The 22,920-nt window shown below is 57.6% G+C and carries 20 protein-coding genes; 16 read left to right on the top strand and 4 right to left on the bottom strand.

All coding sequences use genetic code 11. From position 1 onward, the window contains the following. Nucleotides 1-671 precede the first annotated feature (671 nt). From parM to ACSQ3S_RS33245, 4 genes are all read left to right on the top strand, one after another. Nucleotides 672-1,793 (top strand): plasmid segregation protein ParM domain-containing protein, encoded by a 1,122-nt coding sequence (parM, locus tag ACSQ3S_RS33260; protein ID WP_436145236.1) that lies wholly within the window; start codon nucleotides 672-674, stop codon nucleotides 1,791-1,793. A gap of 627 nt (nucleotides 1,794-2,420) precedes the next feature. Then, nucleotides 2,421-2,741 (top strand): hypothetical protein, encoded by a 321-nt coding sequence (locus tag ACSQ3S_RS33255; protein WP_436145235.1) that lies wholly within the window; start codon nucleotides 2,421-2,423, stop codon nucleotides 2,739-2,741. A 116-nt stretch (nucleotides 2,742-2,857) separates the two neighbouring features. Further along, nucleotides 2,858-3,115, top strand: coding sequence for a hypothetical protein (locus tag ACSQ3S_RS33250; protein WP_436145234.1), 258 nt, complete (start codon nucleotides 2,858-2,860; stop codon nucleotides 3,113-3,115). A gap of 114 nt (nucleotides 3,116-3,229) precedes the next feature. Further along, nucleotides 3,230-3,487, top strand: coding sequence for a hypothetical protein (locus ACSQ3S_RS33245; protein WP_436145233.1), 258 nt, complete (start codon nucleotides 3,230-3,232; stop codon nucleotides 3,485-3,487). Between the two features lie 781 nt (nucleotides 3,488-4,268). On the opposite strand, the gene ACSQ3S_RS33240 is transcribed toward ACSQ3S_RS33245, so the two are convergent. The 4 genes from ACSQ3S_RS33240 to ACSQ3S_RS33225 all read right to left on the bottom strand — a co-directional run bounded on the left by ACSQ3S_RS33240 (nucleotide 4,269) and on the right by ACSQ3S_RS33225 (nucleotide 9,225). Further along, entirely contained in the window at nucleotides 4,269-5,282 is a 1,014-nt protein-coding gene (locus ACSQ3S_RS33240; protein ID WP_436145232.1) for a hypothetical protein, read from the bottom strand. A 244-nt stretch (nucleotides 5,283-5,526) separates the two neighbouring features. Further along, the gene (locus tag ACSQ3S_RS33235) at nucleotides 5,527-6,528 is read right to left on the bottom strand and encodes a ParB/RepB/Spo0J family partition protein (protein WP_436145231.1); all 1,002 of its coding nucleotides are present in this window, start codon (nucleotides 6,526-6,528) and stop codon (nucleotides 5,527-5,529) included. Nucleotides 6,529-6,540: 12 nt separating this feature from the next. Next, complete coding sequence (locus tag ACSQ3S_RS33230; RefSeq protein WP_436145230.1) at nucleotides 6,541-7,728, bottom strand: ParA family protein; 1,188 nt, start codon at nucleotides 7,726-7,728, stop codon at nucleotides 6,541-6,543. A 186-nt stretch (nucleotides 7,729-7,914) separates the two neighbouring features. Next, nucleotides 7,915-9,225: a replication initiation protein gene (locus ACSQ3S_RS33225; RefSeq protein WP_436145229.1), complete on the bottom strand. Its 1,311-nt coding sequence runs from the start codon at nucleotides 9,223-9,225 to the stop codon at nucleotides 7,915-7,917. Between the two features lie 1,340 nt (nucleotides 9,226-10,565). On the opposite strand from ACSQ3S_RS33225, the gene ACSQ3S_RS33220 reads away from it, so the two are divergent. The 12 genes from ACSQ3S_RS33220 to ACSQ3S_RS33165 all read left to right on the top strand — a co-directional run bounded on the left by ACSQ3S_RS33220 (nucleotide 10,566) and on the right by ACSQ3S_RS33165 (nucleotide 22,919). Continuing rightward, nucleotides 10,566-10,925 (top strand): DotD/TraH family lipoprotein, encoded by a 360-nt coding sequence (locus tag ACSQ3S_RS33220; RefSeq protein ID WP_436145228.1) that lies wholly within the window; start codon nucleotides 10,566-10,568, stop codon nucleotides 10,923-10,925. Further along, nucleotides 10,925-11,734 carry a type IV secretory system conjugative DNA transfer family protein gene (locus tag ACSQ3S_RS33215; protein ID WP_436145227.1) on the top strand — a complete coding sequence of 270 codons (810 nt, stop codon included), beginning with the start codon at nucleotides 10,925-10,927 and terminating at the stop codon, nucleotides 11,732-11,734. Before ACSQ3S_RS33220 ends, ACSQ3S_RS33215 begins: the two co-directional genes overlap by 1 nt. After that, nucleotides 11,731-12,912 (top strand): ATPase, T2SS/T4P/T4SS family, encoded by a 1,182-nt coding sequence (locus ACSQ3S_RS33210; protein WP_436145226.1) that lies wholly within the window; start codon nucleotides 11,731-11,733, stop codon nucleotides 12,910-12,912. Before ACSQ3S_RS33215 ends, ACSQ3S_RS33210 begins: the two co-directional genes overlap by 4 nt. A 274-nt stretch (nucleotides 12,913-13,186) precedes the next feature. Then, nucleotides 13,187-13,861 carry a TcpQ domain-containing protein gene (locus ACSQ3S_RS33205; RefSeq protein WP_436145225.1) on the top strand — a complete coding sequence of 225 codons (675 nt, stop codon included), beginning with the start codon at nucleotides 13,187-13,189 and terminating at the stop codon, nucleotides 13,859-13,861. Next, nucleotides 13,861-15,762, top strand: coding sequence for a hypothetical protein (locus tag ACSQ3S_RS33200; RefSeq protein ID WP_436145224.1), 1,902 nt, complete (start codon nucleotides 13,861-13,863; stop codon nucleotides 15,760-15,762). The genes ACSQ3S_RS33205 and ACSQ3S_RS33200 overlap by 1 nt, the downstream gene beginning before the upstream one ends. 17 nt (nucleotides 15,763-15,779) lie before the next feature. Then, nucleotides 15,780-16,817, top strand: coding sequence for a type II secretion system protein (locus ACSQ3S_RS33195; RefSeq protein ID WP_436145223.1), 1,038 nt, complete (start codon nucleotides 15,780-15,782; stop codon nucleotides 16,815-16,817). Nucleotides 16,818-16,854: 37 nt separating this feature from the next. Continuing rightward, entirely contained in the window at nucleotides 16,855-17,451 is a 597-nt protein-coding gene (locus ACSQ3S_RS33190; protein ID WP_436145222.1) for a prepilin-type N-terminal cleavage/methylation domain-containing protein, read from the top strand. 29 nt (nucleotides 17,452-17,480) lie between these two features. Further along, a complete protein-coding gene (locus tag ACSQ3S_RS33185; protein WP_436145221.1) occupies nucleotides 17,481-18,257 on the top strand; it encodes a hypothetical protein in 777 nt (258 codons plus the stop codon). A gap of 15 nt (nucleotides 18,258-18,272) precedes the next feature. Beyond that, nucleotides 18,273-20,165: a GspE/PulE family protein gene (locus tag ACSQ3S_RS33180; RefSeq protein ID WP_436145220.1), complete on the top strand. Its 1,893-nt coding sequence runs from the start codon at nucleotides 18,273-18,275 to the stop codon at nucleotides 20,163-20,165. Beyond that, nucleotides 20,162-21,199 carry a type II secretion system F family protein gene (locus tag ACSQ3S_RS33175; RefSeq protein WP_436145219.1) on the top strand — a complete coding sequence of 346 codons (1,038 nt, stop codon included), beginning with the start codon at nucleotides 20,162-20,164 and terminating at the stop codon, nucleotides 21,197-21,199. The genes ACSQ3S_RS33180 and ACSQ3S_RS33175 overlap by 4 nt, the downstream gene beginning before the upstream one ends. A 3-nt stretch (nucleotides 21,200-21,202) precedes the next feature. Further along, nucleotides 21,203-22,390: a hypothetical protein gene (locus ACSQ3S_RS33170; protein ID WP_436145218.1), complete on the top strand. Its 1,188-nt coding sequence runs from the start codon at nucleotides 21,203-21,205 to the stop codon at nucleotides 22,388-22,390. Next, nucleotides 22,383-22,919, top strand: a complete 537-nt coding sequence (locus tag ACSQ3S_RS33165) for a hypothetical protein (protein ID WP_436145217.1) — start codon at nucleotides 22,383-22,385, stop codon at nucleotides 22,917-22,919. The genes ACSQ3S_RS33170 and ACSQ3S_RS33165 overlap by 8 nt, the downstream gene beginning before the upstream one ends. The last annotated feature ends 1 nt before the right edge of the window (nucleotide 22,920 follow it).

The raw sequence follows: 22,920 nt of genomic DNA, 5'->3' as shown, positions 1-22,920 counted from the left end.
GCGCCAACCGTATCATTAACCTTCGAACGCTCGCGAAAATGTGGTGTTTTGCCCACATTCCACCCTGGGCATTCTGCCGTTTGCAACCGCGCCTTGTTAACCGATGAGCATCAACCGATGAAAGTGATTTCGGTTGAATCATAAGCCGTTGATTATTATGGTTTTAGTTGCAATTCTACTCTCGTGGCATTTCCGTTAACGTGTTGCACGACGTTAACGACGTTTTACGCCTGCGAATTCGCGGCACTTAACGAGCATTGCAGATCAAATATGGCGTTGTTTCGACATCCGTTGCACAGTGCTGGCGCCTACCTGGTACCGAGTTTAAGTTACTTCCCTCATGCGACTCGTAGCGAAAGACTCGGCTATCTCCATACGCCGCGCGCGTCGCTTGCAGTCGTTGAGTGCCACGAATTATCCGCAGCGTAAAGTGACTCAAAACGTCACTTGAAGACACCCTACGACAAATATCGGCAGCAAACGCCATCCGGAACACGCAGTTTCCGCCCAATCGTGGCACTACATGGCACAAAATGGCGCGAAATGACATTATCCGTCCAACCACGCCTTGACATGGGGAATTATCGGTGTACAGTTACGTTTTGTAGCTATAAAACGGAACAAATAGCTAAGCCGCACGTTCACTTTCCCACGTAAATAAAGGAGCTTTCATGAAACACCAGCTGCTGGGCATCGGCCAAGATGACGGTCACGACACCATTAAAACCTGCTTCGGTTACGATCCAAAGACGGGCAAGTACCTTTACGGTTACCACAAGTCCCGTGCCGTGGAAGGTCTGCAGCAAATCATGTCGATGGGCAACCACCCGGGCGCGGCTTACGAGACCGAGGGCCGGAGCTACACCGTCGCAGATGGGCAGGCTCTGATTCGCGCCTTGGACACTCGCACCATTGATTACCCGTATTCGGATCTGAACCGGACTCTGGTAAATCACGCGTTGGCCGAGTGCGGGCTGAACAGCGCCCCGCTTTACCTGGTGACGGGCCTGCCGGTGGACCAGTACTACAAGGATGGGAAACCGAACCTGGAACTGATCAACAAAAAGAAACAGAGCCTGGCGAAGCCAGTTCGTCGCCACGGTGCCGGTGCGGCGCTTGCACAGATTGGCAAGCAAAATGTCGTCAGCGAAGCTATTGCGGCGTTCTATGACGCCCTGCTGAACCATGACGGCACGATGGACAAAGACATTGAGACGTTGATCTCTCGTCGTCCCGTCGCCGTCGTTGACCTGGGCGGCAAGACGTTGGATATCGCTGTGGTCGTTGAAAACGTCAACGGCGTGTACAAAGATCGCAGTGGTACCGAGAACATCGGGGTGCTCGAGTTGATTGCCAAAGTTGCGGAGCGCATCAAGTCCAAGTTCAATCTGAGCAACGACCCTCCACCGTCCTATGTTGAAGAAGCGTTCCGGACGAAGGTCTACGAACTGTTCGGCGTTGCAGAGGATGTATCGGAAATTGTCGAAACGTCTTGCCGCGAGTATTTGGCGGACGTGATGAACTTCTTCGTGAAAAAGGTCGGGGACGGCTCGGATCTGGGTGCAGCAATCTTCGTGGGCGGCGGCACTGCGCTGATCAAGTCGGCTCTGGGTGAGGACGCGTTCGCGCTGGTCTACAAGGGCAAGCGCATCATTTCGCCAGATCCAGAGTTCGCGAACGCTCGTGGTATGTGGAAGTTCGCGAACTTCGTTGTGCGCCCGGAAGAGCGCATTGTTGAAGGTCACGATCTGATCAGCCAAACCGTCGACGCGCCGGTTGAACTTGCAGCATAAGGTCAAAGATGGCGACCGATCCTGATCCTAAAGTCCGGTTTATACTTCGTCCAACAGTGGTGGGTGAAGCAATCATGGGCCGGCTCAGTGCTCCTGGCGTCGATCGTGCGGCAGAGTCACGCCGCTGGATCGAGTTGGGATTTGCCGCCGAGCAGGCTGGTTTTCGTATGGACGGCGCTCAACTCCGTCATGCCGATCGCGCTTGGCATGTCCAGCCTGACCTGGCCGAACGAGCAGCAGTTCGGCCGGAGGCGCCTAATGCTCCAACGCCAAAGCCGGTGGCGCCTACACGAAGTGAGCCCCAAGTTGCTCCTGCGCCCTTCCCTTCCCTATCGCCCGTTGTCGCGGACGTTGGGAATGACCAGCAGCTGAATGCGGGGACACCTGCGAGCGAATCGCTGTCAGACAGGCTACGGAAGTTATCTGCGTGATTTCAAAAAAGAAGGGAGGCCAACGGCCTCCCTTCTTTTTGGGGCATTCGGCTAAGTGCTTGATTTTAAATGAATCAAAAGTTTTGATTTAATTCGACCCTGTCCCCGCTCTACAGAAGCCGCGACGCACCGACGGCCATCGCGGATTTGGCGGGGATCAGGTGGCGGCGCGTGCGCGGCGGCCTCGGTCGACCTGGTGCTGCAGCTGAAGGAGACGCCAGCAGGCGCCGAGCTGGTGGAGCAGGTGGGTCAGCAGCTGGTGATGGCCGTGGCCATCACCAGCTGCGCGCGCCGGCGGCGGTCGGGGGATCCGGCGGTGATCAGGTGTTGGCTTTGGCGCGGCGCCGGCGGCGGCCGGCCCGCAGCTGGTGTGTGCCCGGGCATGGTGCTGGCCAGCGTCGGTACCGCGGCGCGCCGGCGGCGCGTGCATGGCGGCCGCGCTCGACCTGGTGCTGCAGCTGGAGGAGGCGCCGGCCAGGCGCCGAGCTGGTGGAGCAGGTGGGTCAGCAGCTGGTGATGGCCGTGGCCATCACCAGCTGCGCGCGCCGGCGGCGATCGGGGATCTGGCGGTGATCAGATGTTGGCGTTGGCGCGGCGCCGGCGGCGGCCGGCCCGCAGCTGGAGCGTGCCTGGGTGAGGTTCCGGCCAGCGCCGGCACCGCGGCGCGCCGTCGGCGCGTGCATGGCGGCCGCGCTCGACCTGGTGCTGCAGCTGGAGGAGGCGCCGGCCAGGCGCTGGGCTGGCGGAGCAGGTGGGCCAGCAGCTGGTGATGGCCGTGGCCAGCGCCGCGCCGCGCGCGCCGGCGGCGATCGGGGATCTGGCGGTGATCAGGTGTTGGCGTGGGCCCGGCGCCGGTGGCGGCCGGCCCGCAGCTGGAGCGTGCCTGGGTGAGGTTCCGGCCAGCGGCGGAACCGCGGCGCGCCGTCGGCGCGTGCATGGCGGCCGCGGTCGACCTGGTGCCGCAGCTGGAGGAGGCGCCGGCCAGGCGCCGGGCTGGCGGAGCAGGTGAGCCAGCAGCTGGTGATGGCCGTGGCCAGCGCCGCGCTGCGCGCGCCGGTGGCGATCGCGGATCTGGCGGTGATCAGGTGTTGGCGTTGGCGCGGCGCCGGCGGCGGCCGGCCCGCAGCTGTTATGTGCCCGGGCGTGGTTCCGGCCAGCGCCGGCACCGCAGCGCGCCGGCGGCGCGTGCATGGCGGCCACGGTCGACCTGGTGCCGCAGCTGGAGGAGGCGCCGGCCAGGCGCTGGGCTGGCGGAGCAGGTGAGCCAGCAGCTGGTGATGGCCGTGGCCAGCGCTGCGCGCGCCGACGGCGATCGGGGATCTGGCAGTGATCAGGTGTTGGCGAGTGCCCGGGCGCCGGCGGCGCCGGCCAGCAGCTGGTACGTGCCCGGGCGTGGTGCTGGCCAGCGTCGGTACCGCGGCGCGTGCATGGCGGCCGCCGGCGACCTGGTGCTGCAGCTGAAGGAGGCGCCGGCCAGGCGCCGAGCTGGTGGAGCAGGTGGGCCAGCAGCTGGTGATGGTCGTGGCCAGCGCCGCGCTGCGCGCGCCGGCGGCGATCGGAGATCTGGCGGTTATCAGGGGTAGGGGTGAGCGCGGTGCCGGCGGCGGCCGGCCCGCGGCTGGTGTTTGCCTGGGCGTGGTGCTGGCCAGCGCCGCACGTGCAGGCGGCGGATCGCGGATCTAACGATGGTGAGGTGATAGCACTGGCGTCCAATGCGCCAGGGCAGGGCCTGAAACTTCCAGGACCAAATAGATCTCTCTGCTCACTTCGGCTATCGCCCTAAGTGCTTGATTTCAAAAGAATCAAAAGTTTTGATTCACCTCGAACAGATCTAATCGTTGGTTCATCAGCCTTGAACGCATCGAGGCGCGGATGTTTTAACGCCAAAGATCGCCATCCGTTAGAAACTGAACCTCGCGCCTCCTATCGCTCTCGAAAGAAGGCAAGGCCTATCGACATCCCGGGCGGCATGCAACCGAGTGGTATGCGGTGTCACTTCATGACGCTGAAAGACGCGTCACGGCAATGGACGTCAGTCCCAGACCTAGAACGCCTCGTCAGTGAAGTCGCCGCCGTACAATAAATCACTTTTCGGACGCAACCGGATCAAACCGTCCAACCAAGCACGCACAAAGGTTTGGTTGACTGGCAAGCTTCCATCAGCGCCATGGACGAAGGCGATACCGCCAAGCGTCTCGGCGGCCCGGAAGATACCAATCATGGTTCCGTCCTGACGAACTACCTCGCACCCGTCATAGCGATCGTCCAGCTGCTTGACTTCGACTTTTACGGCATGAGCCTTCTCATCTTCAACGGCGCGGTCGGACTTGTCTTTCGCGATCCATTTGAAGTCGATATCTTTCTTGATCAGCGCCATCAGGTAGGCTACAACAGCTTTTCCTCGCAATGGTTTTACATTGGATTCAACAACGCGATAAACGTCACCAAGGCGCTTCCCGTGCTTTTTGCATTGGTTCATGAGCCAGCAAATAGCGCTTTTTGAAACGTCGAGATTCAATAACGGCACCAGTTCGTTGGGTAGCCTTGTCTTTCCGTCGATTTCGGTATTTTTCGCAGAATCCTGCTCGCTGGTTGTTTTCTTTAAAGATTGATTATCTTTGGTAAGTTCCTTCTTTATATGGCCGTCTCTCAGGACGAGAGACGGTTTCTTGTGAATAACTTTGCCGAGGCCGAGTAACGCCAATGCTTTATCGGTCAACGCGATCGGCGAAAGATAAAACTTGCCGTTGCGGTTGTTGCGCTTCTGAGCTCGCGAGATATACCCTTTAGCCTCGAGCACGGCCAAGCCGCGGTAAAGCGTGGCATCGGACTGTATGAGTGACTCGGCGCGCAAGGTATCGCGGCGCGGAAATATAGCCTTGGTTTTATTCGCGAGATTGAGGAACGTGAGAATGCCAAACAAGGCACGACGCGCAGTGAGATTTAAATCCTGGCAGTTAAGCGGATCAAAAACAGACGCCCGGGCCTCGATTAGAGGCGCAGGTAAAAATCGAGCACAGGCGACCGCCTGCCCGGCACTATAGAGAGACCGTGTCATAAAAACTCCTTTTCGTAGGGAAAAAGAGTCCCCAAGGCTTGACACGCATCGAGGTAATGCTACACTGCAGGCTCTATGTGGTGTCCTGCACTTCCGATTGACGTCGGTGTGTAGCCGTGAAGGCCTTCGATACGGTCTTCCTTACATTCAAAAGCCTGGGTTTGCAGACCCGGGCTTTTGTCTATGTGGGACTCGCATTAAGCGCGATGTTCTACATTGGTTTTCTCCAATTGTTCATTTGGCGTTAGTCATCCGATTTTTTCAACTCGGCACGCAAGAATTCCTCAAATTTCTTAGCCCATACGAGGGACGTTTCCTCGTCGGCAAATTTAAACGTCACCTGGTTGGCCCTGGGAGTAATCTTGCAGAAGTTCTTTGCTCCCTGGCGAACAGTAGACCCATTGGCCTTTGCAGCTTGCTTGGCGGGCTTTAGGGAGCCGTTGGCATACTGCACCGCGTTCTCCTCGGTGAAGCGATTTTCTTTTGTTGATGCCGCGAGTAATCCCAGCGCTTCTACAACTCGATCAGCCTTTCCCTTATCGGCGGCGTCGGCGAGTTTCTTGGCTGCGGTGGCGCCGAGAATATGCGGAGAAACATCCAGGATTTCCCGAGCCGCTGCTGGCAGCCGTTCGAAATTGAATAACAGCGATACAGACTGAGGTACCAGGCCAGACTCCTCCGAGAGCTGCGCCTGGTTAAAACCAGTCTCTTCCTGGCGACTTTTCAGCCCAACGTACTTGGCGTAGTCGGGGAGATCCGGCGCTAACAGGTTGACGTAAAACGCCAAGACGTTGGCCTTTTCGGCATCGAAATCTCGGATAATCGCTGGGATAGTCAGCCGACCAAGCTCGCCGTACAGGTCCAGACGGTTATGACCGGCAAACAGTTCATGACCCCGCTCGTTGCGAGGCAACACAACGATCGGATTCCCAAGGGGATTATTGGCCAGGTTCGCCTTCAGTTCAGCGCGCTCTTGTGGGCTGAGCACACGCTGGCGTCCAGGAACCTTGTAAATATCGGAAAGTGGCAAGTCCACTACCTGGCCGGCGCTGGCGCCTTGGCGCAATTGCGCGATAAGCGTATGAGCTTCACGCAACTGTGCCTGCAAACTCATCAATTGACCAGGTGCGGTCCTTGGTTCGCGAATTGCGGACGGTTGCGAGGCAGGGGCATCGTCGTCGTCCAGGTTGATGCTGGCGGCGAACTGGGCCTGCCGATTGGCGATAGAAGATTTTGGGTTTGACATAGTATGAGTTCTTTAAGTAGCGCCCCAGATCTGGCAGGTTTTCTGGTCGATGTGATCGACGAACTGATCGTAGGGATCGCAGATACGACGATATGCATCGGCGCTGCCTTCATAATTGGGCATATCGTAGATCGTCTTGAATTCATTGCTGGTCGTGCGAATCAGATCGGTTTCGGGAATCGACACGGGGAGCACGCGGTCACCGTAGGTCTTGATGATCCAATCACGGACGATCATCGCCGCCGGCTTATTCGGAATCCTAGTGATCAGCACGTCGACGTAGTCGAACGTCTTTCCAACCTTGGCATCGCCGTTAAAGCGTCGCATCCCCTGTACGAGATCCGAAAATAGGGACCAGAACTGCGCCATTGAGGCGAATGACAAGGTATCAGGCACTACCGGCACAATGATCGAGTCGGCTGCGAACAGCGCGTTGATCGTCAGGTAGGATAGCGTTGGCGCCGTGTCGAGAATAATGTAGTCATACTCGTCACGGAGGGGGTCCAATGCTTTCTCGAGAACAGACCAAAATTCGAAATTCGCGTCGTTCGTGTGCACTTTCGCAGGCAGCAGGAACTCCGCGTTAAAGAGATCAGTAGAGGACGGAATCAGATCCAGGTTGTCCCAATACGTTTTTTGAGGCGCGTAGAGCAGATCCGGCTGGGTGCCCTCAATGACAGGCAATACGGTTGCTTCGGCATCGACCTCCGCATGGGGATTGATGCCGAAGAGCGTGGTGGTCGAGCCCTGCGGATCAAGATCCACCAACAGGACCTTCCGACCGCGGCGAAGCGTAAGGCCCTGGGCCAAGATCGTAGAGGTGGTTGTCTTTGTGACGCCACCTTTGAAGTTCCCTACGGTGATAATCTTGCCCCGCTGGCCTTCCGGGCGAGCGGGTGGTTTGAGCATTGCCTTCGTCCATTCGATCGTTTCGGCCAGGGTGAACTTCCTCATGCGGCCAGGCGCATCCTGCTGTCCTTGTGGAAGACGGCCGGATTTAAGGTTGTAGTTCATTTTGGTCTTGTCGATGCCGCAGAGTGCCTGGAGCTTATTGCTCGGAAAGATTGGAGCTTCCTTGCGTGGGTGCGGCTGCAACATCGAATCGCGAATCTTCTGCAACATCCGCCCTGATCGTTCGGATAGAGCAACCAGATCGTCTGCAGTCACACATTGAGGTTTGGGGTCGAATCCCAGGTCCATATTCCGCTCCAGGCTAGGTTTAGCCACCATCAGTCCCTATGAAAAGATGGCAATGTAAACAATAATTTCACGGAGAATACAACCGATTCGGAAGAAAAGCAACGATTCGGTATGAAATACCCAAAGGAGTTAACGGTAAACGCTACAGTAGTGCCCCACAAATGTGGAGCAAAACCAGCGATTGGGTCAGATATTGTGCTTTTGGACCACTTGATCACGTAACCAGCCGCGGAACTTAATACGCTCGGTCACGTTGCTGAAAGTATTCGCCTCCGGCCGGTAGCTATTGCAGTCGGCGGAACCCGCGCCGGCCATGTAGATTTGCGTGTAGGTCTTCAGTTCTTGCTCGGACAGCTGGCGCATCAGTGCGGTAACCTTCTCTGTCCGATCCGCGACGGCCTTGGCATCAACTGCTTGGACGGCGGCCTTGCGTGCTTTTTCCTCCGCGTCCCGCTTCCGCGCATCCTCCAGCTCTTGCTCAAACGTGCTCGGGGAGAGATCGATGTCAGAATTCTCGATGAGCCGCCGGACGTAGCCGGCGGTGGTTGTTTTGATGAGGTTGTTCCTGGCCTTTTGCTCGGTGATATCCAAGGCGGCCTTGGCCCGGTGCTCGTCCGTCATGACCCAGCTGACTGCCAATTTTTCACCGACACCATGTTTGACCAGGCGCTTGAATGTTTCACTCGCACGAGCATCGTCGATACGCTGCTGGCTTTCCTTGAATATGGTCGACTGAGCCTTGTCTTCGACTGAAAACTTGATCCCCACGATTTTGCGACCAATACGCTCGTACGTTTCTGTAATCTCGATGTCCGAAACCTTGTTGACTTCATTCTTCGCCTTTTTGACGACGAGTTCCATCAGGCGTCGTGTGTCATCGTAGGTCGAGGCTGTCGCGCCCATCAGTTTTCGGAATTTCTCCAGCGCCATTATGCCGGTGGAACCCGTGCGCCTGTAGCGAACGCAATTTTCGTACAGCGTCAGCGCATATCCTGAGCTGAACTGGCGTTGAATACCAACATTGATGATCGCGTACACGTCAGGATCAGCAAGTTCTGCGGCGAGCTTGGTCGAGTACTCGTACACGCAGTAGCCATCTTCCAAGTCTGCCTGCGCCAACAACGACGTGGCCGTCCATCTCTTCAATTTAACTGAGTCCGGGTTTTCTTCCATCAGGTTAAATTCGACTGGAGTGGTCACGATGCCGAGAAGCGCCTTTTGCAAGTGCACAGTGTCCTCGCTCTTGGTCCATCCCAGCATCGCCATGAGCAATTTTACTTTGATCCGATGCTGCCGAGTGGTCGCCAGGTTGTCGTACGCATTGAGCAAGAGCACGTTGACAAGCTTTCGCTCGACCAGTCCCAACTCCCCCGAAGTATGGATAGCTGCAACGTGCTTTCGCACTTCTTGCTTTGCCGGTGCGGCCAGATCAGTGGCAGGTGCAGAGGGCGTACGACTCGAATCTTGCGTAGCGGGTGCTTGTTCAGACATAGCCATGAGTGAAGTTTAGGTGATGTTGGATCGTAGCAATTACTGCCATAGTCTGCCAATCGTACTATGACATTTCACGCATGCACAGAACAAGTTGTTTGCAACCACGCCCCGAAAACTATGGCAATGCGGCCGAAAGCTATGGCATTGCGAGCCTTGCTGGAGAACAATTTGCAACCACGCCCCGAAAACTATGGCAATCAATTTCCCCACATTTACATAATTACAATGATAAATAATTAGAAAGTACGCAATCATGGCCGATAGGCAATTCATCTTGCTGCTGCGCAGTGAGAAGTCGTGTGCCAAATCCGAGTCGATATAGCTGGGCAACATATCCACAGCCCGCCCCCGAAGACTATGGCAATCCCCCGAAAACTATGGCAATTGGTGAAAACCCCCAAAAAGTGCCACCGAGAACTATGGCAATAGACCCCGAAGACTATGGCAATGCACCGAAAACTATGGCAATGGTCCCCCGAATACTATGGCAATTCACCCCGAATACTATGGCAATACTTTGAATAGCGCCCGTAGGTAAAGGAGATCTGGAACCCAAAGCTTTTTAAAGGTGTTGTTTTTTTAAAGTAAACAACAACAGCCAGGCTAACGCCTGCCTGATGTTGTTGTTGCTTTTCATTTAATGACCACCTTCAAAAACAAAACCGAAGCCTCAACTTCTTGGAAGCGTTATGTCCGGAGCCAGCGCCGCTCTGCGTGTGTCGGCGGCGCGTGCATGGCGGCCGTCGGCGACTTGGTGCTGCAGCCGAAGGAGGCGCCGGCCAGGCGCCGAGCCGGCGGAGCGGGCGGGCCAGCAGCTGGTGATGGCCGTGGCCAGCGCCGCGCCGCGCGCGCCGGCGGCGATCGGGGATCTGGCGGTGATCAGGTGTTGGCGTTGGCCCGGCGCCGGCGGCGGCCAGCCCGCAGCTGGAGCGTGCCTGGGTGAGGTTCCGGCCAGCGCCGGCACCGCGGCGCGCCGGCGGCGCGTGCGCGGCGGCCGCGGTCGACCTGGTGCTGCAGCTGGAGGAGGCGCCGCAGCAGGTGGTCGCGCGCTGATGCCGCCCTCGATGTTCTGTCCCATAGCCATAATTTAGAAATTGGAAACCTGCTTCGAAGCCAGCATTCGCTGGAAACATTTGCAAGCATGCCAAGCGGGTCCTACTGGTCACCTAATCGAGAAACCACACATAACTTGCATTGGCACGCGCGACAATGTACATTACGCCCTAGATTCATTTTATAGCTATAGGACGAAACAAATGCCAAGCCCAAACGCACTTCGAATTCGAGTGATGTTTGCCGTTGCCATCGGGGCAGTCCTGGTGGGCTGCGCCGCGGAACATCCAATGGAAAAGCCTGTCGACGACTCCCCTGGTGTGCGGCTCTCGATTCAGGCCGCAATTAAGCGAGCGGACGAAAGCAAGGAGGCCATGATCGATGCGACTGTCCCCGCGAGTTTGGCCGGCGACACCATGACAGTGATCTGGGAAGGTGATGCGGCTGAAATCCTGAAGCGCATCGCGACTGCGCAAAAGCTAACTTTCAAAAACACGGGGCCACAGCCCCGTTTGCCGCTTCCGGTTTTCATCAAGCTGAGAAACGTCACATTGGCTCAGGCCCTTGAGGCTATCGGCGAACAGTGTGGCGGGCGCGCGGATGTGGTCCTCAATGAGTCGTCCATCGAACTTCGCTCAAAACTCTACTGATGATGCAGAATCACCGTCAACAACTGGTGCTGTTTCTGGCGTGTGCGCTCTGTGCGTCAAGTGCATTGCCGGCAAGCTCGTCCACTGAAAACCAGAATCTTGAGAAGCTTCTCAAGGCGCCGTCGCGCCCGTCGGGCATTCCAGCCGGAATTTCTGAGGTTCGCGCGCAAACGCTCAAGCAGCTGGCAACCGGGCTTGGCACTCGCGCAGGCCTGGTGGACGAAAGCCGTCGCATAGTTACCGAGATCGAGTCGGAGAAGACCGATCTGGATTCCAAGTTCAACTTCGGTTCCTTGACCTTTTCGAATGGCGCATTGCCGCCAGTGATCGAGGAGGCCAAGGATGTCATATCGATCACGGACTATTCGATGAAGGTCAAGGGCAAGGTGTACCGAATCATTGCACCGGCGGCCTTCCTTCAAAGCAGCTGGAGGAACTACCTGTACCTGGGATTAACCGATAGCGACGATCAGGCGATCAGTGACGACGAGAGCAAAGTCCTCCCCAAAACCGATGTTGAGCGACAGTACTGGGAAGCGGTCGTGCGCGCAGCGCACGCGGAAGGACGAAAGCAATCTCGCCGCACTTTCGCCGTAAATCTGGCCCGCTTGGAACGTGACTTCAATGGCATGCGCTTGTTTTACGCGCTGTATTCGCGCGGCCTGGTTACCGCTCCCAAATTCGCCGCGGCGACCGAGACGGTCTATCGCCCGGATCCGAACACCATCATCGTGGGCGATTCCGTCTTCCGGATTACCGTGCAGCCCACCTTCAACGGCGACGCCGATCAGTGGAAGGCCACCAAATGAGAGACGCCTTGATTGCAGCTAAACCGGACAGTTTCGGTTTGCCCGTTGGGTTTGATCAGTCAGAAGCGTATCGCATGATCGTATGCGCGCTGGACCAAGGGTGCTCGGACATCAAAGTGCAGAGCAACGACTACATTACGGTGTACTGGCGCCGCAGCTGGTACTCGTTGACCACGCGTGTGCTGGATGACGGTGAGGCGAAGAAGATACTGAGAATTCTGGCCGGACCAGATTCAATTACCAAGATCGGTTCCGGCGGCGAGGTCGATGAAGATCCGGAGTTCTATCGCCCTGGTGGCGACCGGGAGTTGGTGCGGTTGCGTCTGCATGCCATCGCGGCTCGCGTAGGCGGCGTGAAGGACGGCGTCTCGATCACCTTGCGTACTATCCCGTCGGGTCTACCTGAACTTGCCAAGCAAAGTCTGCCGCAGGGAGTGCAGGAGGACATCCTGATCGACCGCGGTTTGGTTTTGGTCAGCGGCGCCACAGGCTCGGGCAAAACAACGCTGATAGCCAGTGCCTTGCACGAGCGGACCAAGGAGTCTCCTGCTCCAAGCATCCAGACGTTCGAGGAGCCTACCGAGATCACCTATGACAAGGCAGGACTTGGTAGTGGCCCTCTGGTGGCACAGGCCAGCATCGGACGGCATCTGAAGAGCTGGGAGCGTGCTGCTCCTGCCGCTATGCGAAGCAAGCCGGACATCCTCCTGATGGGGGAGGTGCGCGACAAGGAGACCGCCGACCGAACCGTTGAGATGGCAACCACGGGCCACGCCGTGTACGCGACTATTCACGCGGATACGCCTCAAGAGACGATGTTTCGTCTCGTTGAGATGTTCCCATCTGACGAACGGTCAGCAGCGGCAGCCAAGATGCTCGGCGCGCTGCGCCTCATTTGCTCGCGAAAGATCGTCGCGCTGGACAGCGGCTTCGTCGTGCCGCTGACGGCCTGGATTGCTTTCGACAGCAGGATCAAGGATGCGCTCCAGAGCGAAGAGTGGCCATACCCGCGTTGGGCCCGGTTTGTCCGGGAGTACACCGCGAAGCACGGCCAGGATTTCGCCAGCCAGTGCATCCCGTACATCTCCAAGGGAGAGATGAGCCTGAAGCAATTCAGGGAAATCACCCAGATGGGTCGTGACGAAGCCTACGAATTTTTTGCAAAGGTGACTTCGTAAATGGACTGGCGCAACGCGGGACACCGCACGAAGGTTGGCAAGGTCGACGGCTCCGTGATCTTTCCGCTGATTGTATCGGCAGTGGTCTTTCACATCACTACCATCCTGTTCTTGATTGGATATGCGGGTGCAAGTCTGTACATGTCAATCCGTGGCCGGTCCATTCAGTGGCTCTGGCGACGTCTTCGATTTGCGATTCGGCGCGGCGTGATTTTGGCAAGGACACCACGGTATTGGCGATACATAAGAACAGGAAAATTTTAAGGACTAAGACATGAAAAAAGTGAAATTGATCATCGCCGCAACCTTGGTGCTACTGGCAGCAGCTGCCAACGCCGCGTTTGTCGACAATCGCGCGCCGGCAGCTGGCGGCGAAATCAGCGTCGCCTACAAGGCCATCAGCGTGGCAGACCTGTTGAGTGAAATCGTTCCGCAGGGATATGCCATTGAATACATGAACGCAGAAATCCCGCAAAGGAAAATTGACCTGAACGGCAAGGGCACCTGGGAGGCCTTGGTCGCTCGCACTGCTGCGGCCGCACATGTGAAAGTCGAGAACCTTCGGAACGAGAAGGTGGTGCGCCTGTCGGCAGAGGGCGACGCCAAGACTCAGCTGATCGCAGGGCAACAGAGCGGCGCTGGCGGAAAGGCCGACACGAAACTGGCTGCTGCCGTAGCGAAGATGCCGGTCCAGCAGACAGAAATCTGGACCGTGAATGCAGGCGATAGCCTGCGGACCAAACTCGACGAGTGGTGCGAGCGCGCAGGCTACCGCCTGGAGTGGAGCAAATCGGTTGATAAAGGCTTTATTCTGCGCGGCTCCAATGTTTTCGAGGGCGATTTCAAGAGCGCTGTTGCTGCTCTGTTCGCCGCCATCCCAGAGGAGCTTCATCTCGACGTTCAGGTGACGCGCAACAAGCTGGTCTATGTCAATCGAGGGAAAAAATAATGTTCAAGATCACCCCTATCGCCGCAGCGGCATTGTTGCTGACCGGCTGCGCTTCGCAAACTAAGCTGAGCCAGGCCGATGCCCAAGATGCGCATGATGTCGCACGTAGCCACTTGAGCGCGCCCGTTCCCGCTGCGCGCGAGGCTGTCAACACAGTGCGTTTCAGCGATAACGTTGTATTGCCCGTGGTCGAAGTGGCCCCGGAAGTAGAAGACAACTGGCTGGCAAAGAAGCGCCTGAAACTGCGAAACGACAAGAAGCGCCCACTGTCGCTGCAGGAAATCGTGAAAATGTGCTTTGACCAGGGCATCTATGTCACCTCGGCACAACTGCCGCTGGACCAGTACACCTATTCGGGCTTGGGGTTTGACGAAACCGGCGTCGAGGCAGGACTGCGCATCGTCCTTGGCCCTATGGGTTTGGACTACGACCTGGACGAAAAGTCCCAAACGATCGTTATCCGCCCGATGGCCTCGCGCACGTGGTACCTGAACGTGGGCAATCGTCGCACCTCATTTGGCTCCAACAGCGCGTCGAGCGGCGCTGTTGGTATCGCGGCTTCTGGCAACAATCAAGGTCAGACCGGTCCAAACCAGCAGCAATCTGCCCAAGGCGGCGGCGCGCAACAGGGAGGCCAATCGCAGTCGTCCGGCGGCCAACAGCAAAACGGCCAGAACCAGGGAACGAATGTCGCGCAGAGCACCGCCAGCGCGCCATCGGGAACGAGTATCAGCAGCACGGATGATTTCTGGGGCAGCCTGCGCGCGGAACTCACCAGTCGTCTGGAAGTGCTGCTGCCAAGCCAGGCTCCCGTGCAAGATTCCTCGAATCCGCCCCAGGGACAAGTTGTCCCGGCGATCGCGCCGATCGGCGTGCCCAACATGTCGATGGGCGGTCAAAATCCGATGATGCCGCTGAATGGATCCGGCTCTCAGAACGGTGGTGCCACCGATATGTTCGCTCGCAAGAAGGTTGGCACCTTCGCGCTCAATCCGGAAACCGGCGCAATCACCGTTCAGGCGCCGAGCTGGGTCCTGCACGATCTGGATAAGTACCTGTCGCGCGTGCGGGACATGTACAACAGCTTGATCAGCTTCAGCGGTGAAATCGTGATGGTTACAACCGAGGACAACGCTAGTGAGGGCCTTGACATTAGCAGCTTTGCTCGATTCGCGAAGGCCCGCTACGGCCTTGCGTACTCGAACAATGCCCTGGGTGGCGTTACGGTGAACTTCTCTGGCAACAGCCTGATCCCAAGCATCTCCTCCAATAATGCACCGGTTGCGAACACGCTACTGGGGATCGCGAGCCCGCTCGATGGTCTGCAAATCTTCAACAACTACCTGCGAAATATCGGTACGGTCAAGATCGTGCAAAAGCCCTTGGTGGCCGTACCCTCTGGCGTTCCAGGCGAGTTTTCCAAGACGGTTACTCGCTACTTCAACTCGGTGTCGCAGAATACCGCGTCGGGCGGCGTCGGCCAGGCCACGGTCGGCACGCAGAACACGCTCACGCCGGTGGACTTCGGCACCTCGCTGCGCATCTACCCGCGCCTGGATGTGTCGACGAACTTGATCCGGGCCCAGATCACCCTGAACCAGACTATCCAGTCCGGCACACAGAACGTTCAGCAGTCCCTCAACAGCGGCGCGAACGTGGTTCCAGTTACCCAGCCGATCCCGATCGTGACGCGGTTGCTTTATCAGGGCGAGGCCCTGCTGGCCGACGGCGATCTGATCGTAGTAGGAGGCCAGACCGACGATGAAACCGACAGCACCGATGGCGGTGTGCCGGGCCTGAAGGACGGCGTGCTGTCGCCAATCTTTGGGCAGAAGTCGAACGTCAAGCGTGTCGGCACCTACTATTTCGCGCTGCGCGTTAGCGTCCAGCGCCAAAACTGATAGCCAGGGTCCACGTCATGATCAATCGTCACCAATCAGGCTTTACACTTCTCGAGCTGGTAGCTACCGTGCTCGTCATCGGTATTGTCGGCATCGTGACCGCGCCAGTACTGAGCTCGGCGATCACAGCCAAGAAGGGGACATACACGGAAGTGCAAAAGGCCGCGAACAGTGCCCTGTCTGACGCGTTGTTGAATTTCGCGCATGGTAACCCCTACAGCCCGCTCGGACAGATGCCTGCGCCTTACACCGGCGCGGGGACCGTCAGCGGGATCTACAATCCTGCTGACGTGTCGGCTACTGGGCTGTATCTGAAAGGGCTTCTGAACGATACGAGCATCGACCCCAACCAGCTCCTCGACGATAACTACGCATCGCACCGCATCCGGGTGTATCAGATGGTCTCAGGCCTGACTCAGACGTACCCACTTGAATTCACGGCCGGGCCGCTGGTTACGCTGACTTACCAGTACGGCGTCGTGTACACCACCGGCTGCGCAAAGGCGGATGCGACGTGCAATCCGAATCCGGCCACCGGCATTCCTGGCGCCAGTCCAGCACTCACGGCGGCGAATATCGTCACGTGGACGACTGCCGGAAAAGACAGTGCCGCGAAGAAGTTCTCGACGCTTAACCTCCAGCAGCAAATGCTGAGAACGACCGCGTCCCGTCTAAACCGTCTGCGTGAAACGCTGACGGGCTACGTGCGCGAGAAACAGCGTAGTGCGGCGGCGTCGGATGGCACGAACTGGTTCCTCCCTAACCCTGGAACGATGGGCGGGGCCAACCCTGCGACCAACCAAGGATGCCTGGACGGCTGGTACGACCTGACCAACGACACAGTGATTCTGCCGTACCTCGGCCTGTCTGCGTCGGAGTTCGGAACAACGATCTGGGGTGGCGCTATCCAGTATTGCAGGGACTACGACGCCACAGGAACGAAAGCAGCAAATGCCTCGCCCCATTACGCGGCATTAAGAATTCATAGCAGTGTCTCCAAAGGGTTAGCACCTGACGCTGTTGTGACCGGCAACAACCTGGTGCTGACCTTCTAAAACAGATCTTTTTTATTCAACTTCAAGGAGAAAATTCGTGATCAACCATACTAAATTCAAGCGTCGGCAAGGCGGCTTTACGATGCTCGAGCTGGTGTTCGTGATCGTCATCATCGGCATTCTGGGCGTCATCGGTGCCAAGCAGTTCGGCATCGGCATTTTTGGCGGCGCAAAGGGAGAAGCAATTTACGAGACCACCAAAAAGCTGTCGCAGAACACCGTAATTCTGGCGCAGACCGCAGGCGTCCCCGCCACCGTTGCAGCGAACCCTTTGCCGGCTGCCGGCAAGACCCTGCTGGACGTGCTGGTTGGCGGCTCCGGCAACCTGGCCGCAGCTTATTCCAACGTCATGGATACGGCGGGCGTGACTCCGTTGAGCAGCGCGGTTCAGAGCTCCGGCGGTACGTTCTCCATTTCTGGCTATCCGTTCACCTTCGGTGGCGGAGCTGGCGGTCCGGGTGGCGGCCATACGTTCGTCTTCACTTTCCCAGACACGATCACGAGTCAGCTCGTCTCCAAGTATGGCTCCGGTGTGAAGACTCTGGCCGCGAGCGACGCTGCTGACCCGAACGTCCAATATACGGTCGTTGATGCATCGGGCAATCGTACCGTCACCATCTTCCATCCGCTGTAAGCATGTACCCTGCACTTGCTGCCGCCCTAATGCTCTGGATCGCCAGTGTCTATGCTGACCTGGCGAGGCAGGACTTCGCCATCATGCGATCGTATAAGGCGTCGGGGCAGCACGTGCAGTTGGAGGCGCTTGCGCAATCGATTCAGCAGTATTACGAGGAAAAAGGTCAGTTTCCAGCGAGTCTGGCTGCACTTGCGGCGACGCCGGGCTACTCGCACGTAATCTCGTTCATGAACAACTGGCAGGGCTACGCGGTCACCGGCACGCTGGTCGACTCCGTTTGGTCATACCAGCGCGTGGTCCTCTATTCGATGGATCCCACGGCGGGCATGTCTCAGGCGACGTTCCTGGCGACGAACACCTGCGGCACTGGGAGCTTTGCGACGGCGAACAGCTGGTGCCCTGTCAATTCCAGTTTGTGGTATCGCTGGGAGACCCGCCAGGATATGAACGACGCTGTCAATGAGCAACGGCTGCGATTGAACAGGACGCAGCAGAAGCTGGCGTCGTACTTCAACGGCAAAGGAAATTTCCCGAATCTTGACGGATCGAACGCTCCGCTGACACAGACGAACACGTACTCGCTGGCAGCGCTCGCTAATTACGCAGGGACTGCGACGAACTGCACCGGAACCTATTCGTGGCAGGGTATCCCCATCGATTGCGGGGATATGTTTGACAAGTGGGGAGGCCAGGTTGGCTATGCCTATTTCTCAAACACACATGTTGGCCTCACGAGCGAAACGCCGCTCAAAGACGGCAGCGGAAATGCAGTGAACATTGTCGGTGAATACGACGTGCATTAAAGGAAATCAGACGTCATGAATGATCTTGTCAAAGAGGGCCTGGAGCTCGAAGTCCAACGCCGGTGCACGGCTTGGGGATGGAAGCTGCCGACCAAAGAAGTGCGCGAGCTGGCTGCATTGTCGCTGCGACTGGCCGATATGCCGGTCGGCGCCGCGCTGTCTGAACTCAATATCATGACCGAGGAGAAGGTCGAGTACTATCTGAGCCAGCGTCCGCAGAATAGCGAAGTACTCGCGCTGGAATGGATCGCTCAATTCGATCCAGATATACGCCCATTGATCGATAAGATCATGGCACTCAAAAACGGATATCCCCACTATGATTCGCTCAAGACCTTGAGCGTCCATGGCGTCATGCACGATCCTGCCATCCAATCGCGATGCGAGTCATTGCGGGCCGTTGTCATGCTCATTGAGGACAGCGTTCCCGTAGTTGTCTTCGCGGCGCAAAAGGAAATGAAGCTCTATTCGCAGGAGGGCTTTGAAGCCCGCCTGAACGATGTGATCCGCCAGCGTTTGAAAGTGGACGACGTCCTGGTCGCGGTTGGCAAGCGCGATGAAGTAATGACCACGCTGGGGTCCGCGAAGCAGATGGATGCCCAGGATGATTATGGGAGCAAGGAATCGATCTGGTTCGGCGCGAACGCCGAGGACAAGTCTGAAAAGAAGATCGTCAACGTGTTCGACTACTGCCTGCTTAACAACGTGACGGACATCAGCATCGAGGATGTGCGTGGTGGTGGGGCGCGGATCACAATGCGCCAGCTCAAGGACATGGTGCCCATGCCTGTAGAGCCGCGCCTGACGTCCGCGGAGTCCGAAGAAATTATCAACATGCTGCTGGCGAAGTCCGGCGCCAACCCCAAAGGGGAGATGGTCAAGGATCCACGTGATGGTCACATCGCGTACCGGTCTTCGGCAGGCGACGCATACATGCGTTTGTCGTTCATTCCCCTCGGCCACTTTGGCGAGAACCTGATGTCGGTGAGTATTCGCTTGTTCAGCCGCACCGAGGCAGACATTGACCTGGAGCGTTTGCGTATTGAGGCGACAGCGGCCCGGGCAATCCGGCTTGCTGCCACGCGGCCGAAGGGTTTCGTCCTGGTGGTCGGCGGCACCAATACCGGCAAAAGTACAACTACTGCCGGCGCCATCGGCGAGAACCGAAAGCAATTTGGGGACCGTCTCAAGCGTCTGTCGCTCGAGAGACCGGTCGAACGATTCTTGCCTGGCATCAGGCAGGTGAACGTGCCGCTGTATATCAAGAACGCGCAGAACGTTTATCTGGAAGCGTTCAAAAGGCACGACCCGGACTTCATTTGGATCGGCGAGATCCTTGGGCCGGAGACGGCCGAGGTGTGCGTTACCGCCGCGATCAGTGGCCACCTGGTGTTTTCCACACTACACGCGAACAATGCGGTGCTCGGGTATGACGCGATTTCCAAGTTCGTTACCGCCGACAAGCGATATCAGCTGATCGAGGCGCTTACGCTGATCGTCGCGCAGGAGATGGTAAAAGAAGTTTGCCCTCACTGCCGCAAGATCGAGGAGCCCACCGGAAGCGAAATAGAGGCATTCCAGGACCACCTCTTCATGATGGACTTGAAGGCGGAGCTGCCTGCGAAGGTTGCCCACGCCAATCGCGAAGGGTGCGACTTCGTAGATTCGGACAATCCTCGGCGCAAATGCAGGGGAGGATACGTCGGTATCCGGCCGGTGAACGAGATCTTGCCAGTGACTGCAAAAGTCAAGGCTTCCATGATGGCCATGCTGTCGGGTGAAGTGATCGTGAACGGCGTCAACCACCGCGACATCATCGCTGAAGCTAGGCCCGCTACGTTCTTCCAAAATGCCTTGCAGCTGGTTTTGGCCCACGAAATCGAGTTGGAGGAGTGTCTGCTGTCATGATGAGTCTCAAGGAAATCCAAGCGGCGGCGGCCGCGCTCGATACGCAGCTGACAGCCGGTATGCCGCAGGCTGACGCGCTGCGCCGCATGGCACGCCTGCAGCCATCCTACGACGAATTTTGGCAGGCGGCCGCAGACGGCGCCCAGGCCGGTCGTCGCCTGAGCACCTACCTGGAAGGCGAGTGGCCGCTGGTGTTCGTCAACGCGATCGTCGCCGGCGAGCAAAGCGGCACCTTGCCCCAGGCATGCGCGAAGATCAAGGACGCGATCATATTGCAGCGCGGCCTCCAGAAGAAGATGTGGGGCCTGGCCTACCCGCTTGGTATCTCGGCGCTCGCACTGGTTGTGTTCATCTTTTATATGGTGTTCGTCATTCCAACCCTGTTCCAGGCGCTGGAAGCAAAGGACCAGGGCCTGGTATTTAAGGTGTCTCAATGGATGTCCAAAACTTGGTTTGACAACTGGGTTGTGATCCTCATCGCGTTAGGGGCATCGATTGTTGCGGCGGCGGCCTGGTTGTCGGTTTACGAGAATCGCGAGCGTGTAGAGGATTGGTCTTTGTCGATCCCAGTGCTTGGTCCAGCGCTGGCATTCTTCTACTGGGCGATTTGGGCGCGCTACATGGCCTTGGTCGATAGTACCGGAGCGATCTCGCGCTCGCGCGGACTGGAGATGACGAGCCACATGCTGCCAGAGTCTCTGCGGCCCGGAATCCTGCTTGCCGCCGGCGAAGTGGAGGTTCGTGGTTCGGCCGCAGCGACCGACCCTGCAAAGCAGGTCGATGGCGACCCCCGGAAGGACTGGCCGTTCTACATCAGCAATGCCTTTATTCTCTCCGACACCAGCGGTGTGCTTGACGACCAGCTGCTCGCAGCGTCGGTCGCCTTGGTTGATGAAGGCACGGTGGCATTCGATTTGGCGATCAACGCCGCAATTGTCATCACTTTTGTGGTGACGTCGATTTTTGTTGCGCTACCTATTGCCGCCTATTTCATGCAAATGGGTGCGGCACTCCAGGCTGCGATGAGGGGATAAGATATGAGTTCGCACAACGTCGCGGGCGACCAGCCTGCTTCCAAGCTGTCGTTTGTAGCAGGAATCGGGGAGCTCGACAGCGTCAAACGCAATAAGGCACTTTTGGTGGGCAGTGCCGTCTTCATTTCGATTCGTGACCTGAAGGCGGAGAACTATACAAAAGTGCTTCCGCGGGCGACGAGCGCCTGGCGCAAGGCTTGGGCAAAGAAGGACCAGCAGAAGTTGTATGTGTCGGTGCGCACCGACATCCTGGTCAATTCGCCGAAGACCATGCGCTTCGCGTTTGCGGTGGATGCGTATCTGAAATGGGGCTTCAAGCAGAAGGGCGGCACAGTCCTTCTTTCAGGGTACGAAGATGGCTCGCAGACCAGCGTAGAGGTGTTTATTTTCAAAGACGGCGTATTGACGTCGTTTGAAGATAAGCGGCTGCCATCTCAACGTGCGCCGCACTTCCAAGACGGTTTCTCGACGCTGATCGAAACGCTGAAGGAAAATTTTCCCGACCATCGGATGGTCGTGGCGGCACCGCTGCAAAAGCCGGCCGCGCGCTATTCGAATATTACTTACGTCGACGAGAAGGTCTTTGCCGCGCTGTCCTTCCGCCCGCTGGAAGTGTTCACCGAACGCCGGCTGTCGGAGTTCCGTTGGCCTGCGGCGATTGTTGGTGCTGCCGTTCTGTTCTATGCGGGTGCAATGTCCTTGGGATGGATGGAGCGTGAGGCCGCCAAGAGCGCGTTTATCGAGGCCCAATCGGACCCAGTCGTGAAGGGGCGTGGAGGAATGGACAGCGGGTTGATCGACACGATTCAACAGCGCAGGTTTTTCCTAGACCAAGCTCGCCATCAAGAGGTGCTTGCAGAAAAAGCGAAGCAGCTGATGGCTGGTATCGCACAGGTGAACGGCGTGAAAATCATCCAGGTCAAACTTCCTGCGCCATCGCTCGCCGGCGGTCCGGCGCCCGTCGGTGTGCCCGCGCCACAAGCTGACGTTCAGGCCGGTACCAAACCGGATGTCTGGATCAAGGTGAGCGTGCCGGCGATGCAGATTGGGACCTGGGAGCAGAGCGGCTTACTCATGAGAGAGCTTTCCAAAAATACTGGCATGGACCTGCGCCTGGAGCGCAACGGCTGGTCCGAAGACGCAGCGACCGGCCGTCGCACCTATTCGATGGAGGGAACAATTCATGGGTAAGCAAACTTCACCCAAATTCTTGCTGTACCTATTCGCGTGGGTGATGGCCGCGATCTTATGTTCCAGTGGTCTGCAGGGATATAGGATCTTGTCTGAGAAGGCGAAACAGCAGCGCACGGTCACGGAGTCGATCCTGCGGTGGAAGAAAAGTTTTCTGGCTTTGTCAGGCACTCAGGACCGGTGGAACCGGACATTCATCCAAACATCCTCTGCTCGCGACATGCGGACGATCAAGAATATGCTGGATCTCAACGCGTATGGATTGACACTCGACAATGAGGCGATCGCGTTTAAATCCGACCAGACCGAGGTGCTGTCCAATGCGATTCCGCTCAAGCTGAAGAAGGTGTGCCTCGTCAGTACCGGGAGCGATATGGTGCTTAAGGCGGCTACATACGAGCAGCTCCTGGCGGGCTATGTGAAGCTCTCGCATCGCCGCGATATCTTTATCGACAACGTCAGCATCGTTGGCGACAAGCAGGTTCCAGAGGCCGTCATTTCAGATTTTTGCATTTACCTGAGGAGCTAAT

The sequence above is a fragment of the Duganella sp. LjRoot269 genome (assembly GCF_964254095.1).
In the GTDB taxonomy this organism is placed as follows: Bacteria; Pseudomonadota; Gammaproteobacteria; order Burkholderiales; family Burkholderiaceae_D; genus Rugamonas; species Rugamonas hordei.
The sequence above is the reverse complement of the archived record's forward strand: the minus strand, read 5'-3'. Positions and strand labels throughout refer to the sequence as shown.

Excerpts from the sequence above, each read along its gene's own strand:
- parM (WP_436145236.1), top strand. The coding sequence starts at position 672 with ATGAAACACCAGCTGCTGGGCATCGGCCAAGATGACGGTCACGACACC.
- ACSQ3S_RS33240 (WP_436145232.1), bottom strand. The coding sequence starts at position 5,282 with ATGACACGGTCTCTCTATAGTGCCGGGCAGGCGGTCGCCTGTGCTCGA.
- ACSQ3S_RS33235 (WP_436145231.1), bottom strand. The coding sequence starts at position 6,528 with ATGTCAAACCCAAAATCTTCTATCGCCAATCGGCAGGCCCAGTTCGCC.
- ACSQ3S_RS33230 (WP_436145230.1), bottom strand. The coding sequence starts at position 7,728 with ATGGACCTGGGATTCGACCCCAAACCTCAATGTGTGACTGCAGACGAT.
- ACSQ3S_RS33225 (WP_436145229.1), bottom strand. The coding sequence starts at position 9,225 with ATGGCTATGTCTGAACAAGCACCCGCTACGCAAGATTCGAGTCGTACG.
- ACSQ3S_RS33220 (WP_436145228.1), top strand. The coding sequence starts at position 10,566 with ATGGAAAAGCCTGTCGACGACTCCCCTGGTGTGCGGCTCTCGATTCAG.
- ACSQ3S_RS33215 (WP_436145227.1), top strand. The coding sequence starts at position 10,925 with ATGATGCAGAATCACCGTCAACAACTGGTGCTGTTTCTGGCGTGTGCG.
- ACSQ3S_RS33210 (WP_436145226.1), top strand. The coding sequence starts at position 11,731 with ATGAGAGACGCCTTGATTGCAGCTAAACCGGACAGTTTCGGTTTGCCC.
- ACSQ3S_RS33205 (WP_436145225.1), top strand. The coding sequence starts at position 13,187 with ATGAAAAAAGTGAAATTGATCATCGCCGCAACCTTGGTGCTACTGGCA.
- ACSQ3S_RS33200 (WP_436145224.1), top strand. The coding sequence starts at position 13,861 with ATGTTCAAGATCACCCCTATCGCCGCAGCGGCATTGTTGCTGACCGGC.
- ACSQ3S_RS33195 (WP_436145223.1), top strand. The coding sequence starts at position 15,780 with ATGATCAATCGTCACCAATCAGGCTTTACACTTCTCGAGCTGGTAGCT.
- ACSQ3S_RS33185 (WP_436145221.1), top strand. The coding sequence starts at position 17,481 with ATGCTCTGGATCGCCAGTGTCTATGCTGACCTGGCGAGGCAGGACTTC.
- ACSQ3S_RS33180 (WP_436145220.1), top strand. The coding sequence starts at position 18,273 with ATGAATGATCTTGTCAAAGAGGGCCTGGAGCTCGAAGTCCAACGCCGG.
- ACSQ3S_RS33175 (WP_436145219.1), top strand. The coding sequence starts at position 20,162 with ATGATGAGTCTCAAGGAAATCCAAGCGGCGGCGGCCGCGCTCGATACG.
- ACSQ3S_RS33170 (WP_436145218.1), top strand. The coding sequence starts at position 21,203 with ATGAGTTCGCACAACGTCGCGGGCGACCAGCCTGCTTCCAAGCTGTCG.
- ACSQ3S_RS33165 (WP_436145217.1), top strand. The coding sequence starts at position 22,383 with ATGGGTAAGCAAACTTCACCCAAATTCTTGCTGTACCTATTCGCGTGG.